This window comes from Luteimonas viscosa (assembly GCF_008244685.1).
In the GTDB taxonomy this organism is placed as follows: domain Bacteria; phylum Pseudomonadota; class Gammaproteobacteria; order Xanthomonadales; family Xanthomonadaceae; genus Luteimonas; species Luteimonas viscosa.
Genome location: NZ_VTFT01000001.1, coordinates 1,534,977 through 1,552,454, shown reverse-complemented (window position 1 = coordinate 1,552,454; position 17,478 = coordinate 1,534,977). Strand labels below are relative to the sequence as shown.

The window sequence follows — 17,478 nt, the reverse complement described above, 5'->3', positions numbered from 1 at the left end:
CGGGGGAAGCGGCGCGGAAGGCGCCGGTCACGCCGTCGGCACGCCCCGCTCCGCGTCGATCGAGCCCGCCCGGGGCAGGGCAATGCGCACGTTGGTGCCGTGGCCGGGCGCGCTGTCGATGGCGATGCTGCCGCCGGCCGCCTGCACCAGGCCCGCGGCCACCGCAAGGCCCAGGCCGGTGCCCTGTCCACTGGGCTTGGTGGTGAAGAACGGCTCCAGGCAGCGCTCGCGCACGTCGGCGTCCATGCCGTGGCCGTCATCGCGGGCCGAGATGCCGATCATGTCCGGACCGGCGGCGGTCAGCGCGACCTGGAACCGCCCGCCCACGGGCATGGCGTCCCCGGCGTTCGCGGCCAGGGTGAGCAGGATCAGCTCGAACTGAGCGCGGTCGAAGCGGACCAGGCCGGGAGAAGGTTGCAACTGCAATTCCAGGCGGGTCCCTGCGGAGAACAGCTGACGCAGCATCGGACGCATCTCCTCGATTGCGGCGGCGGGATCGAAGACTTCCGGCCGTGCATCCTCCATGCGGCTGAAGTCCAGCAGCCGGCGACTGACGGCCGCGGCCCGGCGTGCCGCGGACTGCACGTCGAGCAATGCGCCGTGCGCGTCGTCCAGGGTCGTGCTGGCGCGGCCGCGTGCGGCATGGCCGAGCACCAGCGTGAGCAGGTGGTTGAAGTCGTGGGCCACGCCACTGGCCAGGCGGCCCACGCCTTCCATCTTCTGCGCGTGTACCAGCTGGTCGCGCTGTCGCTCCTTCTCCTGCATTTCCAGTTGCAGGCGGTCGCGCGCGGCGGCGAGTTCGTTGCCGCGGCGCCGCGCCAGCGCCAGATTCTCGCGCAGGCCGGCGAGGGCCTGGTCGAGCACGAAAGCGGCCATGACGAAGCCGAAGATGCTGCCCAGCATGCGGCTGCCGAGCACCAGCAGACTGTCGGGACGGTGGGCCAGCACCGCCGCATCGCGCCAGCCCCCGACCACGACCAGGGCTACCAGCCAGGCGACCGTCGTCCACATCGCCCGGCGGCCGAGCAGCGCTCCGCCGATCAGCACCGGCACCAGCTGCAGCAGTTGCTGCGGCGCCTGGGGTGCCAGACCCCAGTGGAAATAGGCCGCGGTCAGCAATGCCAGCGTGACCGCGACGAACAGCCGGGCCGCCGCGACGAAGGCGCCGTGGCGCAGCAACGCCAGGCTGGCGAGCAGCATCGCCATGTTGACGATCGACATGCCCACCGCCATCGCGTCGACACCGACGGCGCTGGCCCACGCCAGCGCCAGGCTCACCGGCTGGAACAGCGCGGACGCCACCAGCACGGCCTGCAGCATCGATGCGTTGCGGCGATCGGCCGGATCGACCCGCGCAAGCGCACGCCAGCGTTGCAGCAGCCGGGGTGCACGTGCATCGGAGCGGCCGGTGGAGTCGGAATCGTGCACGGGATCGTGTCGGCCGGCGAGGACGGGCGTTGCGCCGCGGATGGGTATTATAGTTGTGGCATTGCGGGCACCTCGTCCGGTCCCCGACACAAGGATGCTGGATGGTGCGATGTTCCCCACATGGCGCCGCATGGCTGGCGGCGATCCTGTTCGTGGCGAGTGCCGCCGCTGCGGCACAGACGGTGCTTCCCTTGTCCTCGCAAGCCGAGGCACTGGCGCGTTGCGAGCGCCAGGTCGGGACGCAGCCCGACGCCGCCGAAGCCGCCGCCCGCGAGGTGCTCGATGCTTCCGGGACCTCGCCCGACCAGCGCCTGATCGCCACCGCGTGCCTGGCGGCGGCGCAAGTGCTGTCCGGTCGCGGAGAGGCCGGTGGCGCCAGCATCGATGCGGCCCTGGCGCTGCTGGAGGCGCCGGGCGTGACGCCGATCGGCCGGCTGGAAGGACAGGCGCGGCTGCCGGGGTTGCTGGTGCGGGTGGGACGCCTCGATGAAGCGCTGGCGATGCAGGAGTCGGTGCTGGACGGCGCGCGCGAGCGGCGCATCCTGCCGATGCAGATGGAGGCGTTGCGCTTCCTGGGGCAGGTGCGTGCCTCCGAGTTCGACGATCCGGAGGGTGCGTTGCCGTATTTCCGCCAGGCGTACGACCTCTATCGCGAGTTGACCGGTTCGGGTGCGCGCCCCAATCCCGTGGTGGCCTACGACCTGGGCTATACCCTGCTCGTCATCGGTCGCCACGACGAGGCCGACACGATGCTGGCGGAGTCCGCGAATGCCGCCGCCGCCCCTGAATTCGCGGGCCTGCGCGACCGCATCGCCAGTCACCGTGCGGAGCTGCTGCGCCTGCGCGGAGACCCCGCTGCGGCGCAACCGCAGTTCGCCGACATCGTGGCGCGCCAGCGCGCCAGCCACGACGTAGCGGGTCAGTCGGTGACCCTGCAGCGGCTGGCTCGCGCGAGGCTCGACCTCGATCGCGCGCAGGAGGCGCTGGCACCGGCGCGCGAGGCCCTGGCCATTGCCGAACAGGCGCGCCTGACTGCCGAACAGCGCGATGCGCTCGGGTTGCTGGCGGATGTGCACGCCGCGCTCGGACAGCGCGAAGCGGCCGCGAGCCACGCGGCGCGATCGCGCGAGCTCGGTCGCGCGATCGACCGCGGGACCACGGCGCGCAGGCTGGCGGGCCTGCAGGCACGGGCCGCCAGCGAGCTGGCACCGGCCGAAGTGGGCGGCCGTGCCGGAGAGGCACGCGACGCCTTGTGGCGCGACGTCGCGATCGTCGTGCTGGCGGTGCTGGCGCTGGTCGCGCTGCTGCTGCTTGCCCGTGCGCAACGCCGGCAACGTGCGCTGGCAGCGCTCAGCGCCACCGACGCGCTGACGCAACTGCCGGACCGCCATCGCGCCGCCCGTCACATCGAGGCCATGGCGACGGACGATGCGGCGCGCGCCGCGCTGCTGCTGATCGATATCGACCGTTTCCGGGCGATCAACGACCGCCAGGGCCACGACGCGGGCGATCGCGTGCTGGCGGCGGTGGCGCGTTGCCTGCGCGAATCCTGCGATGCCGGCGACGTGGTCGCACGCTGGGACGGCGGCGCGTTCCTGGTGCTGCGCGAGAACACTTCGCCCGAGGCGGCGTTCGCGCTCGCCGCGCACCTGCGGGCGCAGATCGAACGACTGCAGGTCGGAGATGGCCGGGACGCGCCACCACCGCCACTTTCGGTATCCATCGGCGTGGCCTCGCTGCCACTGTTCGTCGGCGGTGGCGGCGACTGGCGGGATGCGATGCGTGCCGCCGAGCGTGCACTGCATGTGGCCAAGTGTGCCGGCGGCAATGCATGGGCCGGGCTCTGGGGGGTGGCAGCGGACGGCGACGCGGCGCGCGCGCTGGACGATGTGCCTGCGGCGCTGGCCACGGGAGTGCTGGCGGGCGAGGCCAGCCGGGCGATGGACTGGTCGGCCAGGGCGGCGGACGCGGACAGCGGCGCGGCGCATGCCGCCAGGAAGTCCCCCGCATGAGCGTGGCGACGGGCGACGCCCGGTCGGTGCCGGCAACGGCGATGGCCGGGATCGCTGCGGCGGGTCGCCACGGAATGCGGCCGTGGTGATGCAGGCGATCCACCCGCGCACGCGCGTTCAGGGATGATGGCGGGTCAGGTCGGCCAGACGCCGCTCGGCACCCGTCTCGCAGTCGTCGAAGACGACGCGGAGCTGCGCGAGCAGATCATGCTGCCGGCCCTGCGCAGGGCCGGGTTCGACGCTGTCGGCCTCGAGAGTGCGCTGCAGTTCTACCGCATGTGGGCCGGTTCTCCCTTCGATCTGGTGCTGCTGGACGTGGGGCTGCCGGACGACGACGGCGTGGAGATCGCGCGCCACCTGCGCGGGCTGTCGCCCTCGCTGGGGATCGTGATGTGCACCGGGCATGGCCGCAGCGCCGACCGCATGCGCGGTCTGCGCGCGGGGATCGACGCCTATCTGGTGAAGCCGCTGGAGATGGAGGAGGTGGTGGAGACGCTGCGCAACGTCCAGGGGCGACAGCAGGGTCGCGATGCGCCGGATGCGCCCGGCCAGGGGAGCTGGGCCCTGGATCGCCACGGCTGGTCGCTGTCGGCGCCTTCCGGCGCCACGGTGACGCTCAACCAGGCCGAGCGCCAGATCATGGGCATCCTGGCCGCGCGTGCGAACCAGCCGGTGAGCCGCGAAACGCTGATCGCGCACCTGACCAGCGACGTCGACGGATTCGATCCGCACCGGCTGGAGATGCTGGTCTACCGGTTGCGACGCAAGTGCATGGACGCGTCCGGCGAGGCCCTGCCGCTGAAGGCGGTGCGCGGCGTGGGCTACCTGTTCGAACGATAGGCGCGCCCGGGCCGCCGCAGGCGGCGAGGGTCACGTGTGCGGCGGGAGCTCCCGTCCGCCCATCGGCAAACGGATGCGGAACACCGCCCCTGCACCGCGCGCGGCGGGATCCAGCGTCAGGCTGCCACCCGCGGCCTCCACCAGGTCGCGGCCCACCGCCAGCCCCAGCCCGGTGCCGTGCTCGGCCGGCTTGGTGCTGAAGAACGGTTCGAAGATGCGCTCCCGCAGCGGCTCGGGAATGCCGCTGCCGTCGTCGCCAACGAGGATCTCCAGTGTCGCGGCGTCCACGACCCGCGCGGCCACCGAGAAGCGTCCCCCGTCGGGCATCGCATCGGCGGCGTTGGCGGCGAGGTTGAGCATTACCAGCACGAACTGCTCGCGATCGAACCGGATCGGCGCCTGCGAGTCGGGCAGTTGCAGATCGACGCGGATCGCGGCGCCCAGGGTCTGGCGCAGCATGGGTTCGATTTCGCGCAGTGTCCCGGCTGCGTCGAAGGTCTCGGCAAAGGCGATGTCGCGCCTGCCGAAATGCAGCAGCTTGCGCACCTGCGCACTGGCGCGGGCGGTGGCGGAGCGCACGCCATCCAGCGCCGCTGCGCGCTCCCCGGCCGAGTCGGCCTCGAGGGCATTGGCCGCGTAGCCGTTGACCAGGGTCAGCAGGTGGCCGAAATCGTGGGCAAGGCCACTCGCCATGCGCCCGACCGCTTCCATCTTCTGCGCGTGCAGCAACTGCGCCTGCGCCCGCTCGCGCGCGCCGATCTCGTCGCGCAGGCGGATGTTGGCCTGTTCGAGCCCGGCTCCGTGCGCCAGCGCCTCCTTCAGGCTTTCGCGCAGCGCCGCGACGCTGCGATCGATCACCAGCGCGATCAGCAGGAACATCACGCAGCGGATGACGGCGTCGCCGAAGGCGTGGCTCGCCTCCATGACGTCGTTCCTGACGTCTGCGCCGGCACCGAGCATCAGCGCCAGCGCGATGGCGCCGTACATGGCCCACAGCGCCTTGCGCCCGATCATCATCCCGGCGACGAACAGCCACAGCACCTGCACCGGCATCTCGAACATGTGCGCGCCCAGGCCGCTGAGCGCATACGAGCCCACGAGGATGACCGCGACCAGGGTCATCAGCTGGCGGATCGCCCACTGGAACCGGCCGCGACGGATCAGCACCACCGACCACAGCGCGATGCCGCTGATCAGCAGGCTGGCCGACAGGCTCACGGTTTCCCCGGGCCGCCAGGCGATGTCCGTGCCGAGGATGCGGTAGAGCCACAGCGCCGGCGGCAGGGTCCCGAGCGCCAGCAGGATCACCTGCAGCATCGGCGCGTTTCGGCGATCGACCGGGTCGGCGATCGCCGGGACCTGCAGCCAATGCCTCATCTTGCCCAACACCATCGTGCGTCGTCTCCCGTGTGGATGGCGGGAATGATTGCGCAAATGCGCCGGTACGTAACTCACGCCATGTGAGCAAACGTGAGCAAACCGCGATTGATGGCGGCCGGATGCGTTTCTACAGTGCGCGCACTTTCGGCGTCGCCATCCGGGCGATGAGTCGTTGACGCGCGCCGCGAGTCCGGATCAGGGGGATCCAGCACCCCGCATCTGCGGGGTATCCGGGAACGGACTGCTCGCCCCTGATCGTCATGCGCATGGCGAAGGGCGGCATCCACGCACATCCGTGCGCTGGCTTGCCGCGGACTTTCCTAGGGGGTTGCAGGTGCTTTCGAACGGTTACGGGCAGGCCAGGGCGGCCGCCGCAGGGGTGGTGCTGGCGCTGATCGCGGGTTTCGCGGGACTGGCGGCATCGCCGGTCCTCGCGCAATCGGCATCCCTCACCAACGTGGCGACGGTCGCGGCGCCCGAGGGCACCACCGATACCGATCCCGGCAACAACACCGACGGCGCGACGGTCACGGTCTCGGCGGCCGCGCCCTACAGCTTCTGCACCGCGCCAGGTGGAAGCGCGACTTCCAACGCGATCTACAGCTTCGTCAACGGCGTGGAGATCTCGCGCTACGAACCCGGCGCGGCGTCCGATGCGACGGTGCCGGAGCTGGCGCTGCCGACGGTGGGTGGCAACGTCAACGCGTTGATGATCGATCCGGTGCGCGATCGCATGCTGTTCCATGCGACCACGGGTTCGATGATCTGGGCCTACGACGCCGACAACGGCGGCTGGTACCAGGCGCTCGCCTCCGGGCTGTCGAGCAGCGACTTCCCGCGTGCCGGCATGGCGCCCGACGGCGTCGGCTACCTGATCGCCAGCGGTTCTTCGCCGGTGGTGATCCGGCTGACCGCCGACGCGACCGGGTTCGGCTACAGCGCGCAGGACATCGGCAACCTGCAGTACGACTTCGCGCCCACCGATCCGGGCTCGGGCGACGTCGCCTTCGATGCCGACGGGTTCGGCTGGATCGCCGCGGGACAGGACCTGTACCGCATCGATTTCTCGACGCCGGGCAGCCCGCAGGCCACCCGCCAGACGCGGCCGCTGCTCGACGGGCAGCCGTCGACTATCCAGTGGGCGGGCGTGGCGTTCGCGGACGACGGGCGCCTGTTCGTGGCCAACAACTCCAGTCCCAGCCAGTACTACGCCTACGACCCGGCGACGGGCACCCTGGCGGCACAGGCGCCGACCAGCGCCAACGGTTCCCGCGACCTGGCGTCCTGTGCATTCCCGGAGATCGCCCAGGCCGAGCTGTCGGTGGTCAAGACGCTGGCCGAAGTGAACGGTGCGCCATACGTCGACGGTGCGGCGGTCGCCGCGGGCGACGTGCTGTCGTACGCGATCACCATCGACAACGCCGGTGGCGCCGTGGGCACGCTGTTCGCCGGCGACGTGGCCGAGACCGTGCCGGCCAACAGCGCCTACGTGGCCGCAGGCAACGACTTCACCTGCACCGGCAGCGCCTGCACCAACACCAGCGCGTTCAACGTGCCGGCGAACGGCAGCGCGGTGCTGGACTTCGTGGTGCAGGTCGACGATCCCCTGCCGGCGAACGTCACCAGCATCGCCAATGCGGTGAGCTTCCCCAACGGTTCGATCGACTGCACCGCGGCCGGCAACGATTGCGAGGAACTCACGCCCCTCGGTCCCGCGAGCTCGGTGGAGAAGGCCTCGAGCCCGGCTTCCGGCTCCCCGGTGAGCGCCGGCGAGACGATCGACTACACACTGACGGTGACCGTGGCCAATGCGGCGACGACCGAAGCGATCACGCTGACCGACACGCTGGGCGCGGGCCTGACGCTGGACGGCGCGTTGCCGGCCGGCTGCACCGCGGCTGGCCAGGTGGTGACCTGCGTGCTGGCGGCAGGCGCCGGGGTGGGCCCGCACGTTTTCGAATACAGCGCGACGGTCGACAGCGACGCCACCGGGACGGTCGGCAACGTGGTGGTCCCGACCACGCCGCCGGGCGGCGATCCGGATCCGGACTGCACCAGCTGCGAAACCGGACATCCACTGGCGCCTGCGACTTCGGTGGCGAAGAGTTCGACGCCGGCCCCGGGTACCAGCGTCAGCCCGGGCCAGGCGATCGACTACACCCTGACGGTGACGGTGGCCAATGCGGCGACGACCGAGGCGATCACGCTGACCGACACGCTGGGCGCGGGCCTGACGCTGGACGGCGCGCTGCCGGCCGGCTGCACGTCCGGCGGCCAGGTGGTGACCTGCGTGCTGGCGGCCGGTGCCGCGGTGGGCGTGCACACGTTCGACTACGCCGCGACCGTGGATGCCGACGCGACCGGTTCGGTCGGCAACGTAGTGGTCGCGACGACACCCCCGGGCGGCGACCCGGACCCGGAGTGCACCAGCTGCGAAACCGGACATCCGCTGACCCCGGCGACGTCGGTGGCGAAGAGTTCGACGCCGGCCGCGGGCACGCCCGTGGTCCCGGGTCAGGCCATCGACTACACGCTGGCGGTGACGGTGGCGAATGCGGCCACCACCGAGGCGATCACGCTGACCGACACGCTGGGCGCGGGCCTGACGCTGGACGGCGCGCTGCCGGTCGGCTGCACCGCCGCTGGCCAGGTGGTGACCTGCGTGCTGGCGGCCGGTGCCACGGTGGGCGTGCACACGTTCGACTACACCGCGACCGTGGATGCCGACGCGACCGGTTCGGTCGGCAACGTGGTCGTGGCGACGACCCCGCCCGGCGGCGACCCTGATCCGGAGTGCACGAGCTGCGAAACCGAACATCCGCTGACCCCGGCGACCACGGTGACGAAGAGTTCGAACCCGGCCTCGGGTGCGACCGTGACCCCGGGCCAGACGATCGACTACACGCTGGCGGTGACCGTCGCCAACGCCGCGACCACCGAAGCGATCACGCTGACCGATACCCTGGGCGCGGGCCTCACGCTGGAAGGCGCATTTCCGGCCGGCTGCACGGCGAGCGGCCAGGTGGTGACCTGCGTGCTGGCGGCCGGTGCCGCGGTCGGCGTGCACACGTTCGAATACGCCGCGACCGTGGATGGCGATGCGACCGGTACGGTCGGCAACGTGGTGGTCCCTTCGACCCCGCCCGGCGGCGATCCGGATCCGGAGTGCACCACCTGTTCGACCCGGCACGAAGTGGAGCCGACCTCGATCACGGTGGTGAAGTCGTCCGATCCCGCGCCGGGCAGCGAAGTGGCGCCGGGCGACACCCTGACCTACACCCTGACGGCGACGATCGCCAACTCGGCCACGACCGAGGTGCTGACGCTGGTCGACGTGCCGGGCGAAGGCCTGGGCTTCGGAGAAGTGACGAGCGCCGGCGCGTTCGCCTGCAGCGGATCGCTGACCTGCACCCTGCCGGCGGGCACGCTGCCGGGCACGTATGCACTGAGCTACACCGCGACCGTCGATGCCGACGCGACCGGCACGTTGCGAAATGCGGTGACAGCCAGCAACCAGCCGGGCGGTTCTGATCCCGAACCGGAATGCACCACGTGCGAGACCGAGCATGAAGTGCTGCCGACCTCGATCACGGTGGCGAAGTCGTCCGATCCCGCGCCGGGCAGCGAAGTCTCGCCGGGCGACACTCTGGCCTACACGCTGACGGTGACGGTGGCGCACTCGGCCACGACCCAGGTGCTGACGCTGGTCGACACCCTCGGCGAGGGCCTGGGCTTCGGTGAGGTGACCGATGCGGGCGCGTTCGCGTGCACCGGGTCGCTGACCTGCACGCTGCCCGCGGAGACGGTGCCTGGGACCTACGCGTTGACCTACACCGCAACGGTGGACGCCGATGCGGCCGGCACGCTGGGCAACGTGGTGACGGCGAGCAACCCGCCGGGCGGCGATCCGGAACCGGAGTGCACCACGTGTGCGACCGAACACGACGTGATCGCGCCGGTGGTCACCGTGACCAAGTCCTCCGATCCGGGCAGCGACACCCCGGTGCGTGCGGGCGACGTCATCACCTACACCCTGCAGGCGACGGTCGAACGTTCGTCGACGCGCGAGGTGCTGACCCTGGACGACACCCTGGGCGAGGGCCTGAGCTTCGGCGAGGTGACCGATGCGGGCGCGTTCGCCTGCACCGGCACGCTGACCTGCACGCTGCCGGCGGGCACGCTGCCGGGCACGTACGCGCTGACCTACACGGCGACGGTGGATGCCGATGCGACCGTCATCGTGAGCAACGTGGTCGCCGCCAGCGGCGGCACCGGCACCGGCGGCCAGCCGCCGACGTGCGGCAGTTGCAATACCCAGCATCCCCTGGTCGAACCGCGGATCGTCATCGCCAAGCAGGCGACGCCCGGCGAGGACCAGGAAGTCGGCGTCGGCGACGTCATCGAGTACACGCTGACGGCGACGGTGGAGAACTCCGCCACGCGCGCCGACGTGCGGCTGGTCGACACCCCGGGGCCGGGCCTCGCGCTGGGCGCGCTGCCGGCGGGCTGCGCCGCGCAGGGCGCCACGGTGGTCTGCACCCTGCCGACCGGCACCGTGCCGGGCGACTACGCCTTCACCTACCCGGCCACGGTCACGGCGGACGCCAGCGGCAGCGTCGGGAACGTGGTGGTGGGCGAATCCAGCGACGTCGAGCCCGAATGCACCGTCTGCGAAACCCGGCACGAGCTGTCCGACGACGCGCTGCTGCGCATCGTCAAGAGCGTGGCCGTGCGCAACGTCGCGATCGGCGACCTGGTCCGCTACACCCTGGCGGTCGAGAACATCGGTGCGGTGAACGTGACCGGCGCCACCCTCGTCGACACCCCGCCGGACGGCTTCAGCTACGTCGAGGGCTCGATGGCGGTGACCGACCGCGACGGTGCCTTCACCCTGGACGGGCGGTATCCGCTGCGCATCGGCGGGCTCGACATCGAGGCCGGCGGGCAGGCGACCATCGTCTACCTGTTGCGCGTAGGCGCCGGCGTGCGCGCCGGCACGCACGTCAACGAAGCGGTCGCGGTCGACGGGGCGAACACGCCGATCTCGAACGTCGCCACCGCGCAGGTCGCGCTCGACGCCGATCCGCTGCTCGACGACAGTCTGGTCTTCGGCACGGTCTTCGACGATCGCGACGGCGACGGCTGGCAGGATCGCGCGGACCTGGGCGACGTGCGCGTGCAGGGCGGCTTCGCGCCCGCGGCCTACGTCGCCGGTTCGACCACGATCGATCGTGGCGACGGTCCGCAGCCGGTGGCCGATGCCAGCGCACCGCTGCTGCACGGCATCGACGTGGGTGCGATCGCGGCGCGGCAGTCCGAAGCCGACCCGGTGGAGGCGCGCCAGGTGGTGATCCGCCAGCGCCTGCGCTCGGCCGATTTCACCGGCGATTTCGTGCTGAGCAGCGCCCAGGGCGTGACCCTGCGCATGGACGCCGCCGGCAACCCCACGCTCGAACGCAGCGGCGAGGCGGCGAAGGGGTTGAACGCGGCAGAGCCGACGGTCGAGCGCGTGGTGTCCGCGGTGGAAGGCGGGTTCGACGTGGCCTACGTCATCTCCAATGCGGGCATCGACGAGCGCGGCATTCCCGGCGTGCGCATCGCATCGGTGGAGGGCGTGCTGATCGAGACCGACCAGTACGGCCGCTACCACCTGGCCGACGTGCACGGCGGCGACTGGGGCCATGGCCGCAACTTCATCCTCAAGGTCGATCCGGCCACGCTGCCGCCGGGCACGCCGTTCACCACCGCCAATCCGCTGGTGCGGCGCGTGACCCCGGGCCTGCCGGTGCGCTTCGACTTCGGCGTGCAACTGCCGGTGCAGGTGCTGCCGGGCGGCGAGCGCCGGGTGGAACTGGAACTGGGCGAGGTGATCTTCGCCCCCGGCAGCACCGAGGTGCGCGAGGCCTACCTGCCGGCGATTACGCGAATGGCGGAGCAGTTCGAGCGCCATCGCGGTGGCGAGGTGGCGATCACCGCCGACGGCGACAGCGAGGGCCTGGCCTTCGCCCGCGCGGCCGCGGTGCGCGATGCGCTGCAGGCGCAGGTGGCGGCCGAGGCGCAGGCCGGCCTCAGCGTGGTCCTGCGCACGCGCGTCGAGGATCCGCACAGCCTGGTCGCGGGCGTGGATGCCGGCGGCGCATTGCTGGGCACGGTGCTGTTCGACACCGACCAGTCGCGGATCCGGCCCGAGTTCGAAGACCTGCTCGACGCGGTCGCGAGACGGCTCGAGCAACTCGGCGGCGGCGTGGTGGCGATCGTCGGACACACCGACGTCCGCGGCTCGCACGCCTACAACGCCGCGCTCGGACTGCGACGCGCCAGCGCGGTGCAGCAGGCGCTCGCGCAGCGCTTGAGTCCGGAGGTCCGCGCCAAGGTGCGGGTCGAGGCAAGCAGCGATCCGGCGGCCCCCGTCGGCACGGAACGCAGGTAAGGGGGATCCGGACCATGAAGATGAAATTGCTAGACGCCACCCTGATCGGCATCCTCGCCGGCATGAGCGCCAGCGCCTCGGCGCAACAGGCCGAGCCGGCGAAGGCCGCGATCGAATGCGGCGATGAAGCCTGCAGCAGCGAGACCGGCGAGCTGGTGTTCCGCGTGCGCACGCGCAGCTACGACCAGCCGGCGACCACCGGGACGGACGCGCAGTCGTCCTCCGAGGCGTTGCAGCCGGACCGGCGCGTGTCGGTCGCGCTCGACCAGCCGGGTCGCGCGGTGGCGCGCGGCACGTTCTCGGTGCAGTTGCCGGGCGGCGGCGCGATCTGGGCCACCGAGGATCCCGACCTGGGCGTGCCGGAACTCAGCATCACCGCGCCGTCGATGGTCGCCTTCGACGCGGGGCGGATCGTCGAGCCGGTGCGCCTGTTCGTGCGCAGCAACTACACCGCCTTCGTCGACCGCTACGAACTGCGGATCTACCGCGGCAGCGACGGCGACCTGGTCGCACCGGTGGCGAGCCTGGACCTCCCGGTCGAAGCCGCCGTGCAGAGCGAGTGGAACGGCGAACTTCCGGCGGACCTGCGCCTGCGCGCCGGCGACGAACTGGTCTACGTGCTGCGTGCGTTCGACGCGCAAGGCAATTTCGACGAAACCTCGCCGCGCAAGCTGCAGCTGGTGCGCCCCGACGAAGCGGAGCGCGCCCGCGGACAGGTGCGCGAGAGCGTCGAACGTTCGCTCGGCACCGCGCTGAGCGGCGACCAGGCGCTGACCCAGCAACTCGTGGAGGACGCGTTCGCCGGGAACGGCCTGCGCCAGCAGAACATCCCGATCTACGGCTCGCGCGTGCGCGTGCAGGGTCGCAACCTGCCGGAAGGCCGCTCGCTGCGCATCAATGGCGAGTCGTATCCGGTCGATCTTGAGCGCAAGTTCGTCGCCGAATACCTCGTGCCGGTCGGCCAGCACCGGTTCGAGATCGGCCTCGATGGGCAGGACGGCGCCGCGCCGATCGTGCATGCGCTCGACGTCGACGTCAGCGGCCGCTACTTCTTCGGCGTGGCGATGGCCGACGTCACCGTCTACCAGAACGACGCCAGCGGGCCCGGCCAGTCCCTGGCGATGGCCGGCCGCGAGGACGACATCCTCAGCGACGGCCGCCTGGCGTTCTACGGCAAGGCCAAGCTGGGCGGGAAGTACCTGGTCACCGCCCAGGCCGATACGCAGAACCGTCCGCTCGAGGACCTGTTCGACGGCTTCACCTCGGCCGATCCGCAGGACGTGTTCCGGCGGCTCGATCCCGACCTGTACTACCCGACCTACGGCGACGATTCCCGCGTATGGCGCGACGTCGACACCATGGGCCGCTTCTACCTGCGCGCGGACTGGGACAAGAACGAGGCGCTGTGGGGCAACTTCGCCACCGGCTTCACCGGCACCGAGTACGGCCAGTACTCACGCGCGCTGTACGGCGCCGCGCTGAACTGGCGCTCGCGCATGGCCAATGCCTGGGGCGACCCGGTGACGCAACTGCGCGCGTTCGCCTCCGAGGCGCAGACCGCGCCCGGCCACAGCGAGTTCATCGGCACCGGCGGCAGCCTGTATTACCTGCGGCACACCGACGTGCTGCCCGGCTCCGACCGGGTGGTGCTGGAAGTGCGCGACCGCACCACCGGCCGTGTCGAGCAGCGCGTGGAACTGCTGCGCGGCGCCGATTACGAGATCGACGAGCTGCAGGGCCGCGTGCTGCTGACCCGCCCGCTGGCGCAGATCACCCTGCAGAACCTGCCGACGCTGACCCGCGACGCGCCGCTCGACGGGTTCGCGCAACGCCTGATCGTCGATTACGAGTGGGTGCCCAGCGACTTCGACGCCGACGACGTCGCCGCCGGCGTGCGCGGCAAACACTGGTTCGGCGACCATCTCGGCGTCGGCCTGACCCACGTCGACGAGAACCGCGCCGGCGAGGACTACACGCTGACCTCGGCCGACGTCACGCTGCAGGCCGGCAAAGGCACCTACCTGAAGCTCGAGCACGCGCGCACCGAGTCCACCAGTGCGCCGGTGTTCTTCTCCGACAACGGCGGCCTGAGCTTCACCCGCATCAATCCCGCCGGGCCACGCGAAGGCGAGGCCACCGCGGTCGAGGCGCGCGCCAACTTCCAGGAACTGGGCTGGAGCCAGCAGCCGTGGAGCGCGGGGGCGTGGTGGCGCCAGATCGACGCCGGCTACTCGATCTCGCGCTTCGATACCGGCGCCGAGGTCGAGGAATACGGCGCCGAGGTGCTGGGCGAGTTCACCCCGAACCTGGGCGTGTACGCACGCTACAGCCGCGCCGAGCGCGCCGGCGACGTGCTGACCCAGGCGCAGGCCCGGGCCGAATGGCGGATCGGCGATGTCGATGCGCTCGCGTTCGAGCTGCGGCGGGTCGAAGAAACGCGCGGCACGCTCGATGCGGCCGGCCTGCTCGGCGCCGCGCGCTACACCCGCCGCTTCGGCACCGCGCTCGATGTCTACGGCACCGCCCAGTTGACCCTGGACGACGACAGTGGCGCCTACGCCGACAACGACGCGTTCACCCTCGGCGGTCGCTACAACTTCGCCAATCTCTCCACCCTGGGCGGCGAGCTCACCACCGGCGACCGCGGCGACGCGGCGCAGATCAACGGCGAGTGGCGGCGTTCGGCGCAGCAGAGCTTCTACGGCAGCTACACGTACTCCACCGATCGCAGCGACTACGACCCGCTTTTCAATCCCAACGCGCGCAACGGCTGGACGCTCGGCCAGCGCTGGCGGCTGTCGAACCAGGTCAACGTGTTCAACGAGAGCCAGTTCCTGAAGAACCGTCGCGAGAGCGGCCTGGCGCATACCTTCGGCCTGGATTTCTATCCGGCCCAGGGCTGGAACGTCGGCTTCACCCTGAGCGACGGCGAGCTGACCAACGTCAACGGCGGCGAGGTTGATCGCCGCGCGATCAGCGTCGCCGGCGGCCGCACCTCCACCGACACCAGCTGGCAGAGCAAGCTGGAGTGGCGCGAGGACAGCGGCGCCGAACGCGTCACCCAGTGGGTCAGCACCCATCGCCTCACCCACAAGCTCAACGAGAGCTGGCGGATCGCCGGGCGCTTCAACTACGCCGATACCCAGGACGACCTCGACCCGGCCGCCAGCGCGAAGTTCATCGAGGGCAACCTCGGCTTCGCCTTCCGCCCGTGGAACAGCACGCGCTGGGGCCTGTTCGGCCGCTATACCTACCTCTACGACCTGGCGACGCTGGGCCAGATGGGCGGCGCGCAGTACGACCAGAAGACCCAGGTGCTGTCGCTGGAAGGCGTGTACCGCCACGACCAGCGCTGGGAATTCGCGGGCAAGCTCGCGCGCCGCGAGGGCGAGGCGCGCTTCGGCCGCGGCACCGGCGACTGGTTCGACTCGGCGACCACCTTCGCCGCCGGGCAGGTCCGCTACGAGCTGCTGTACCGCTGGCACGCGATGGCCGAGTACCGCTGGCTGGACGTGGACGATGGCGGCACGCGCCAGGGCTGGATGGCGGGCGTGGACCGCGACATCGGCCGCAACTTCCGCATCGGCGCGGGCTACAACTTCACCGATTTCAGCGACGACCTGACCGAGTTCGATTACGACCACCAGGGCTGGTTCGTCAATTTCGTGGGCAGCTACTGATGAAGACTCGCAACCTCCGCAACGCCTGCACGCTGTTGCTGGCCGGCGGCCTGTTCGCCGCGCACCTGCCGCAGGCGCATGCCGCGGCCTATGCCACCGGCGGCAGTGGCCAGTACCGCAACGAGGTCCTGTGGCTGACCTGGGGCGGCGGCGTAAACGGCACGGCGGGGCTCCCGCTGGCCGACGGCGCCACGACCTCGGCCACGATCCCGGTGACCGCGAACCAGGACCTGGTCCTCGAGTGCAGCCTGTCCGGCATCAGCGGCACCATCGAGAGCTATCGCCCCGGCGACTGGAGCGGCGACGCGCTCGACGACATGTACAACATCGGTGGCACCGGCGCTGCCAACCAGCTCATCACCGGCATCATGGGCAGGACAGGCACCCACGGTTTCACCGTCGAGTGCCAGGCGACACTGGGCGGCCTGCCGTACCGGATCCCCGGTCTGGTGATGGCGGACGCGGAGTCGATGAACACGACCACCGAGTACCTGGAGGGCACCGCCGCGGGCACCTGGAACGTGGTCGAGGTCTACACCGGCAACGGCAACCGCTACGACGCGCGCAAGGACGACGTGGGCGGCGGCCTGCAGGCGATCCGCTTCGGCAACCCGGGCGGCGAGCAGAACGGCACGACCAGTCCGGCGGGCGTGACCTTCCTGACCTTCGACGAAGCGGCCTACGGCCCCGGCGAGTCGATCACCATGGCGTTCGAGATCCTCGGTGGCGGCAATACCGCGATCGCGATCGGGCTGCTGGCGCCGTCCGCCGACTTCGGCGATGCCCCGGGCAGCTACGGCGACGCCGCGCACCTGCTGCGCGGGCTGGTGGCCGAGCCCGACGGGCTGGCGCCCGGCGCCGGCGCCATCGACATCAACACCCCGGGTTTCCAGCTCGGACAGCTCGCACCGCCCGACAGCGGCTTCCTCGGCAGCATCGGTCCCGACGGCGAGCCCGGCACCCAGGCCGGCGTCGACGCCGATGGCGACGACAGCGGCGGCAGCGCAGGCTCCGCCGAAGAGGACGCATGGACGTCGGACACGCTGGCCATCACCGGGACCGCGCAGCCGATCGACCGCAGCATTGCCTGCGTGGGCACCGGCACGGTCGCGGGCTGGATCGACTTCGACCACAACGGCGCGTTCGACCCCGACGAGCGCGCGCAGGCCGCGTGCAGCGGCGGGGCCGCGGCCCTGTCGTGGATCGTGCCCGCCGACGTCTCGCCCGGCAGCAGCTACGTGCGGCTGCGCTATGCGACCGATGCCGCCGAGGTGCAGTCGCCCTCCGGCGAAGCGGCCGACGGCGAAGCCGAGGACCACGCGGTCGAGCTCGAACTCGCGGTGGACGTGTCGCTGGACAAGGTGGTGACGCCGACCAATGCCAGCGTCGGGCAGGTGGTCGACTACACCGTGACCGTGGGCAACGCTGGCCCGTTCGCGGCCGATGGCGCGGTCGTCACCGATCCGCCGGTGGACGGACTCGACTGCGCACCGGCTTCGGTCGTGGCCTGCAGCGCCAGCGGCGGTGCGCAGTGCCCCGCCGCTGCCACGGTCGGGGACCTCCAGGGCGCCGGGCTGACGATCCCGGCACTGCCCGAAGGTGGCGAACTGGTGCTGGAATACCAGTGCACGGTGGCCGATCCGGAACCCTGAGGCGTCCGCGACGCGCTGCGACGCCAGGCAGGCCGGCCGACGCCGAGGGGGCCGGC

The 17,478-nt window shown here is 71.3% G+C and carries 7 protein-coding genes; 5 read left to right on the top strand and 2 right to left on the bottom strand.

Annotated elements, in window-relative coordinates; all coding sequences use genetic code 11:
• Window positions 1-27: 27 nt before the first annotated feature.
• Window positions 28-1,428, bottom strand: a complete 1,401-nt coding sequence (locus FZO89_RS06955; RefSeq protein WP_149102561.1) for a sensor histidine kinase — start codon at window positions 1,426-1,428, stop codon at window positions 28-30.
• 101 nt (window positions 1,429-1,529) lie between these two features.
• On the opposite strand from FZO89_RS06955, the gene FZO89_RS06950 reads away from it, so the two are divergent.
• Window positions 1,530-3,440, top strand: a complete 1,911-nt coding sequence (locus tag FZO89_RS06950) for a diguanylate cyclase domain-containing protein (RefSeq protein WP_149102560.1) — start codon at window positions 1,530-1,532, stop codon at window positions 3,438-3,440.
• Between the two features lie 123 nt (window positions 3,441-3,563).
• Window positions 3,564-4,280 (top strand): response regulator transcription factor, encoded by a 717-nt coding sequence (locus tag FZO89_RS06945; RefSeq protein WP_149102559.1) that lies wholly within the window; start codon window positions 3,564-3,566, stop codon window positions 4,278-4,280.
• A 30-nt stretch (window positions 4,281-4,310) separates the two neighbouring features.
• Here the strand turns inward: FZO89_RS06945 and FZO89_RS06940 are convergent, their stop codons facing one another.
• Entirely contained in the window at window positions 4,311-5,657 is a 1,347-nt protein-coding gene (locus FZO89_RS06940; protein WP_187471066.1) for a sensor histidine kinase, read from the bottom strand.
• A 337-nt stretch (window positions 5,658-5,994) separates the two neighbouring features.
• On the opposite strand from FZO89_RS06940, the gene FZO89_RS06935 reads away from it, so the two are divergent.
• Genes FZO89_RS06935 through FZO89_RS06925 form a run of 3 tightly spaced genes read left to right on the top strand, consistent with a single transcriptional unit; the run spans window position 5,995 to window position 17,422 of the window.
• Window positions 5,995-12,090, top strand: coding sequence for an OmpA family protein (locus FZO89_RS06935; RefSeq protein WP_149102557.1), 6,096 nt, complete (start codon window positions 5,995-5,997; stop codon window positions 12,088-12,090).
• A 20-nt stretch (window positions 12,091-12,110) separates the two neighbouring features.
• On the top strand, window positions 12,111-15,770 hold the full coding sequence (locus FZO89_RS06930; protein ID WP_149104079.1) for a TonB-dependent receptor: 3,660 nt from the start codon (window positions 12,111-12,113) through the stop codon (window positions 15,768-15,770).
• Entirely contained in the window at window positions 15,770-17,422 is a 1,653-nt protein-coding gene (locus tag FZO89_RS06925) for a CshA/CshB family fibrillar adhesin-related protein (RefSeq protein ID WP_149102556.1), read from the top strand. Before FZO89_RS06930 ends, FZO89_RS06925 begins: the two co-directional genes overlap by 1 nt.
• The last annotated feature ends 56 nt before the right edge of the window (window positions 17,423-17,478 follow it).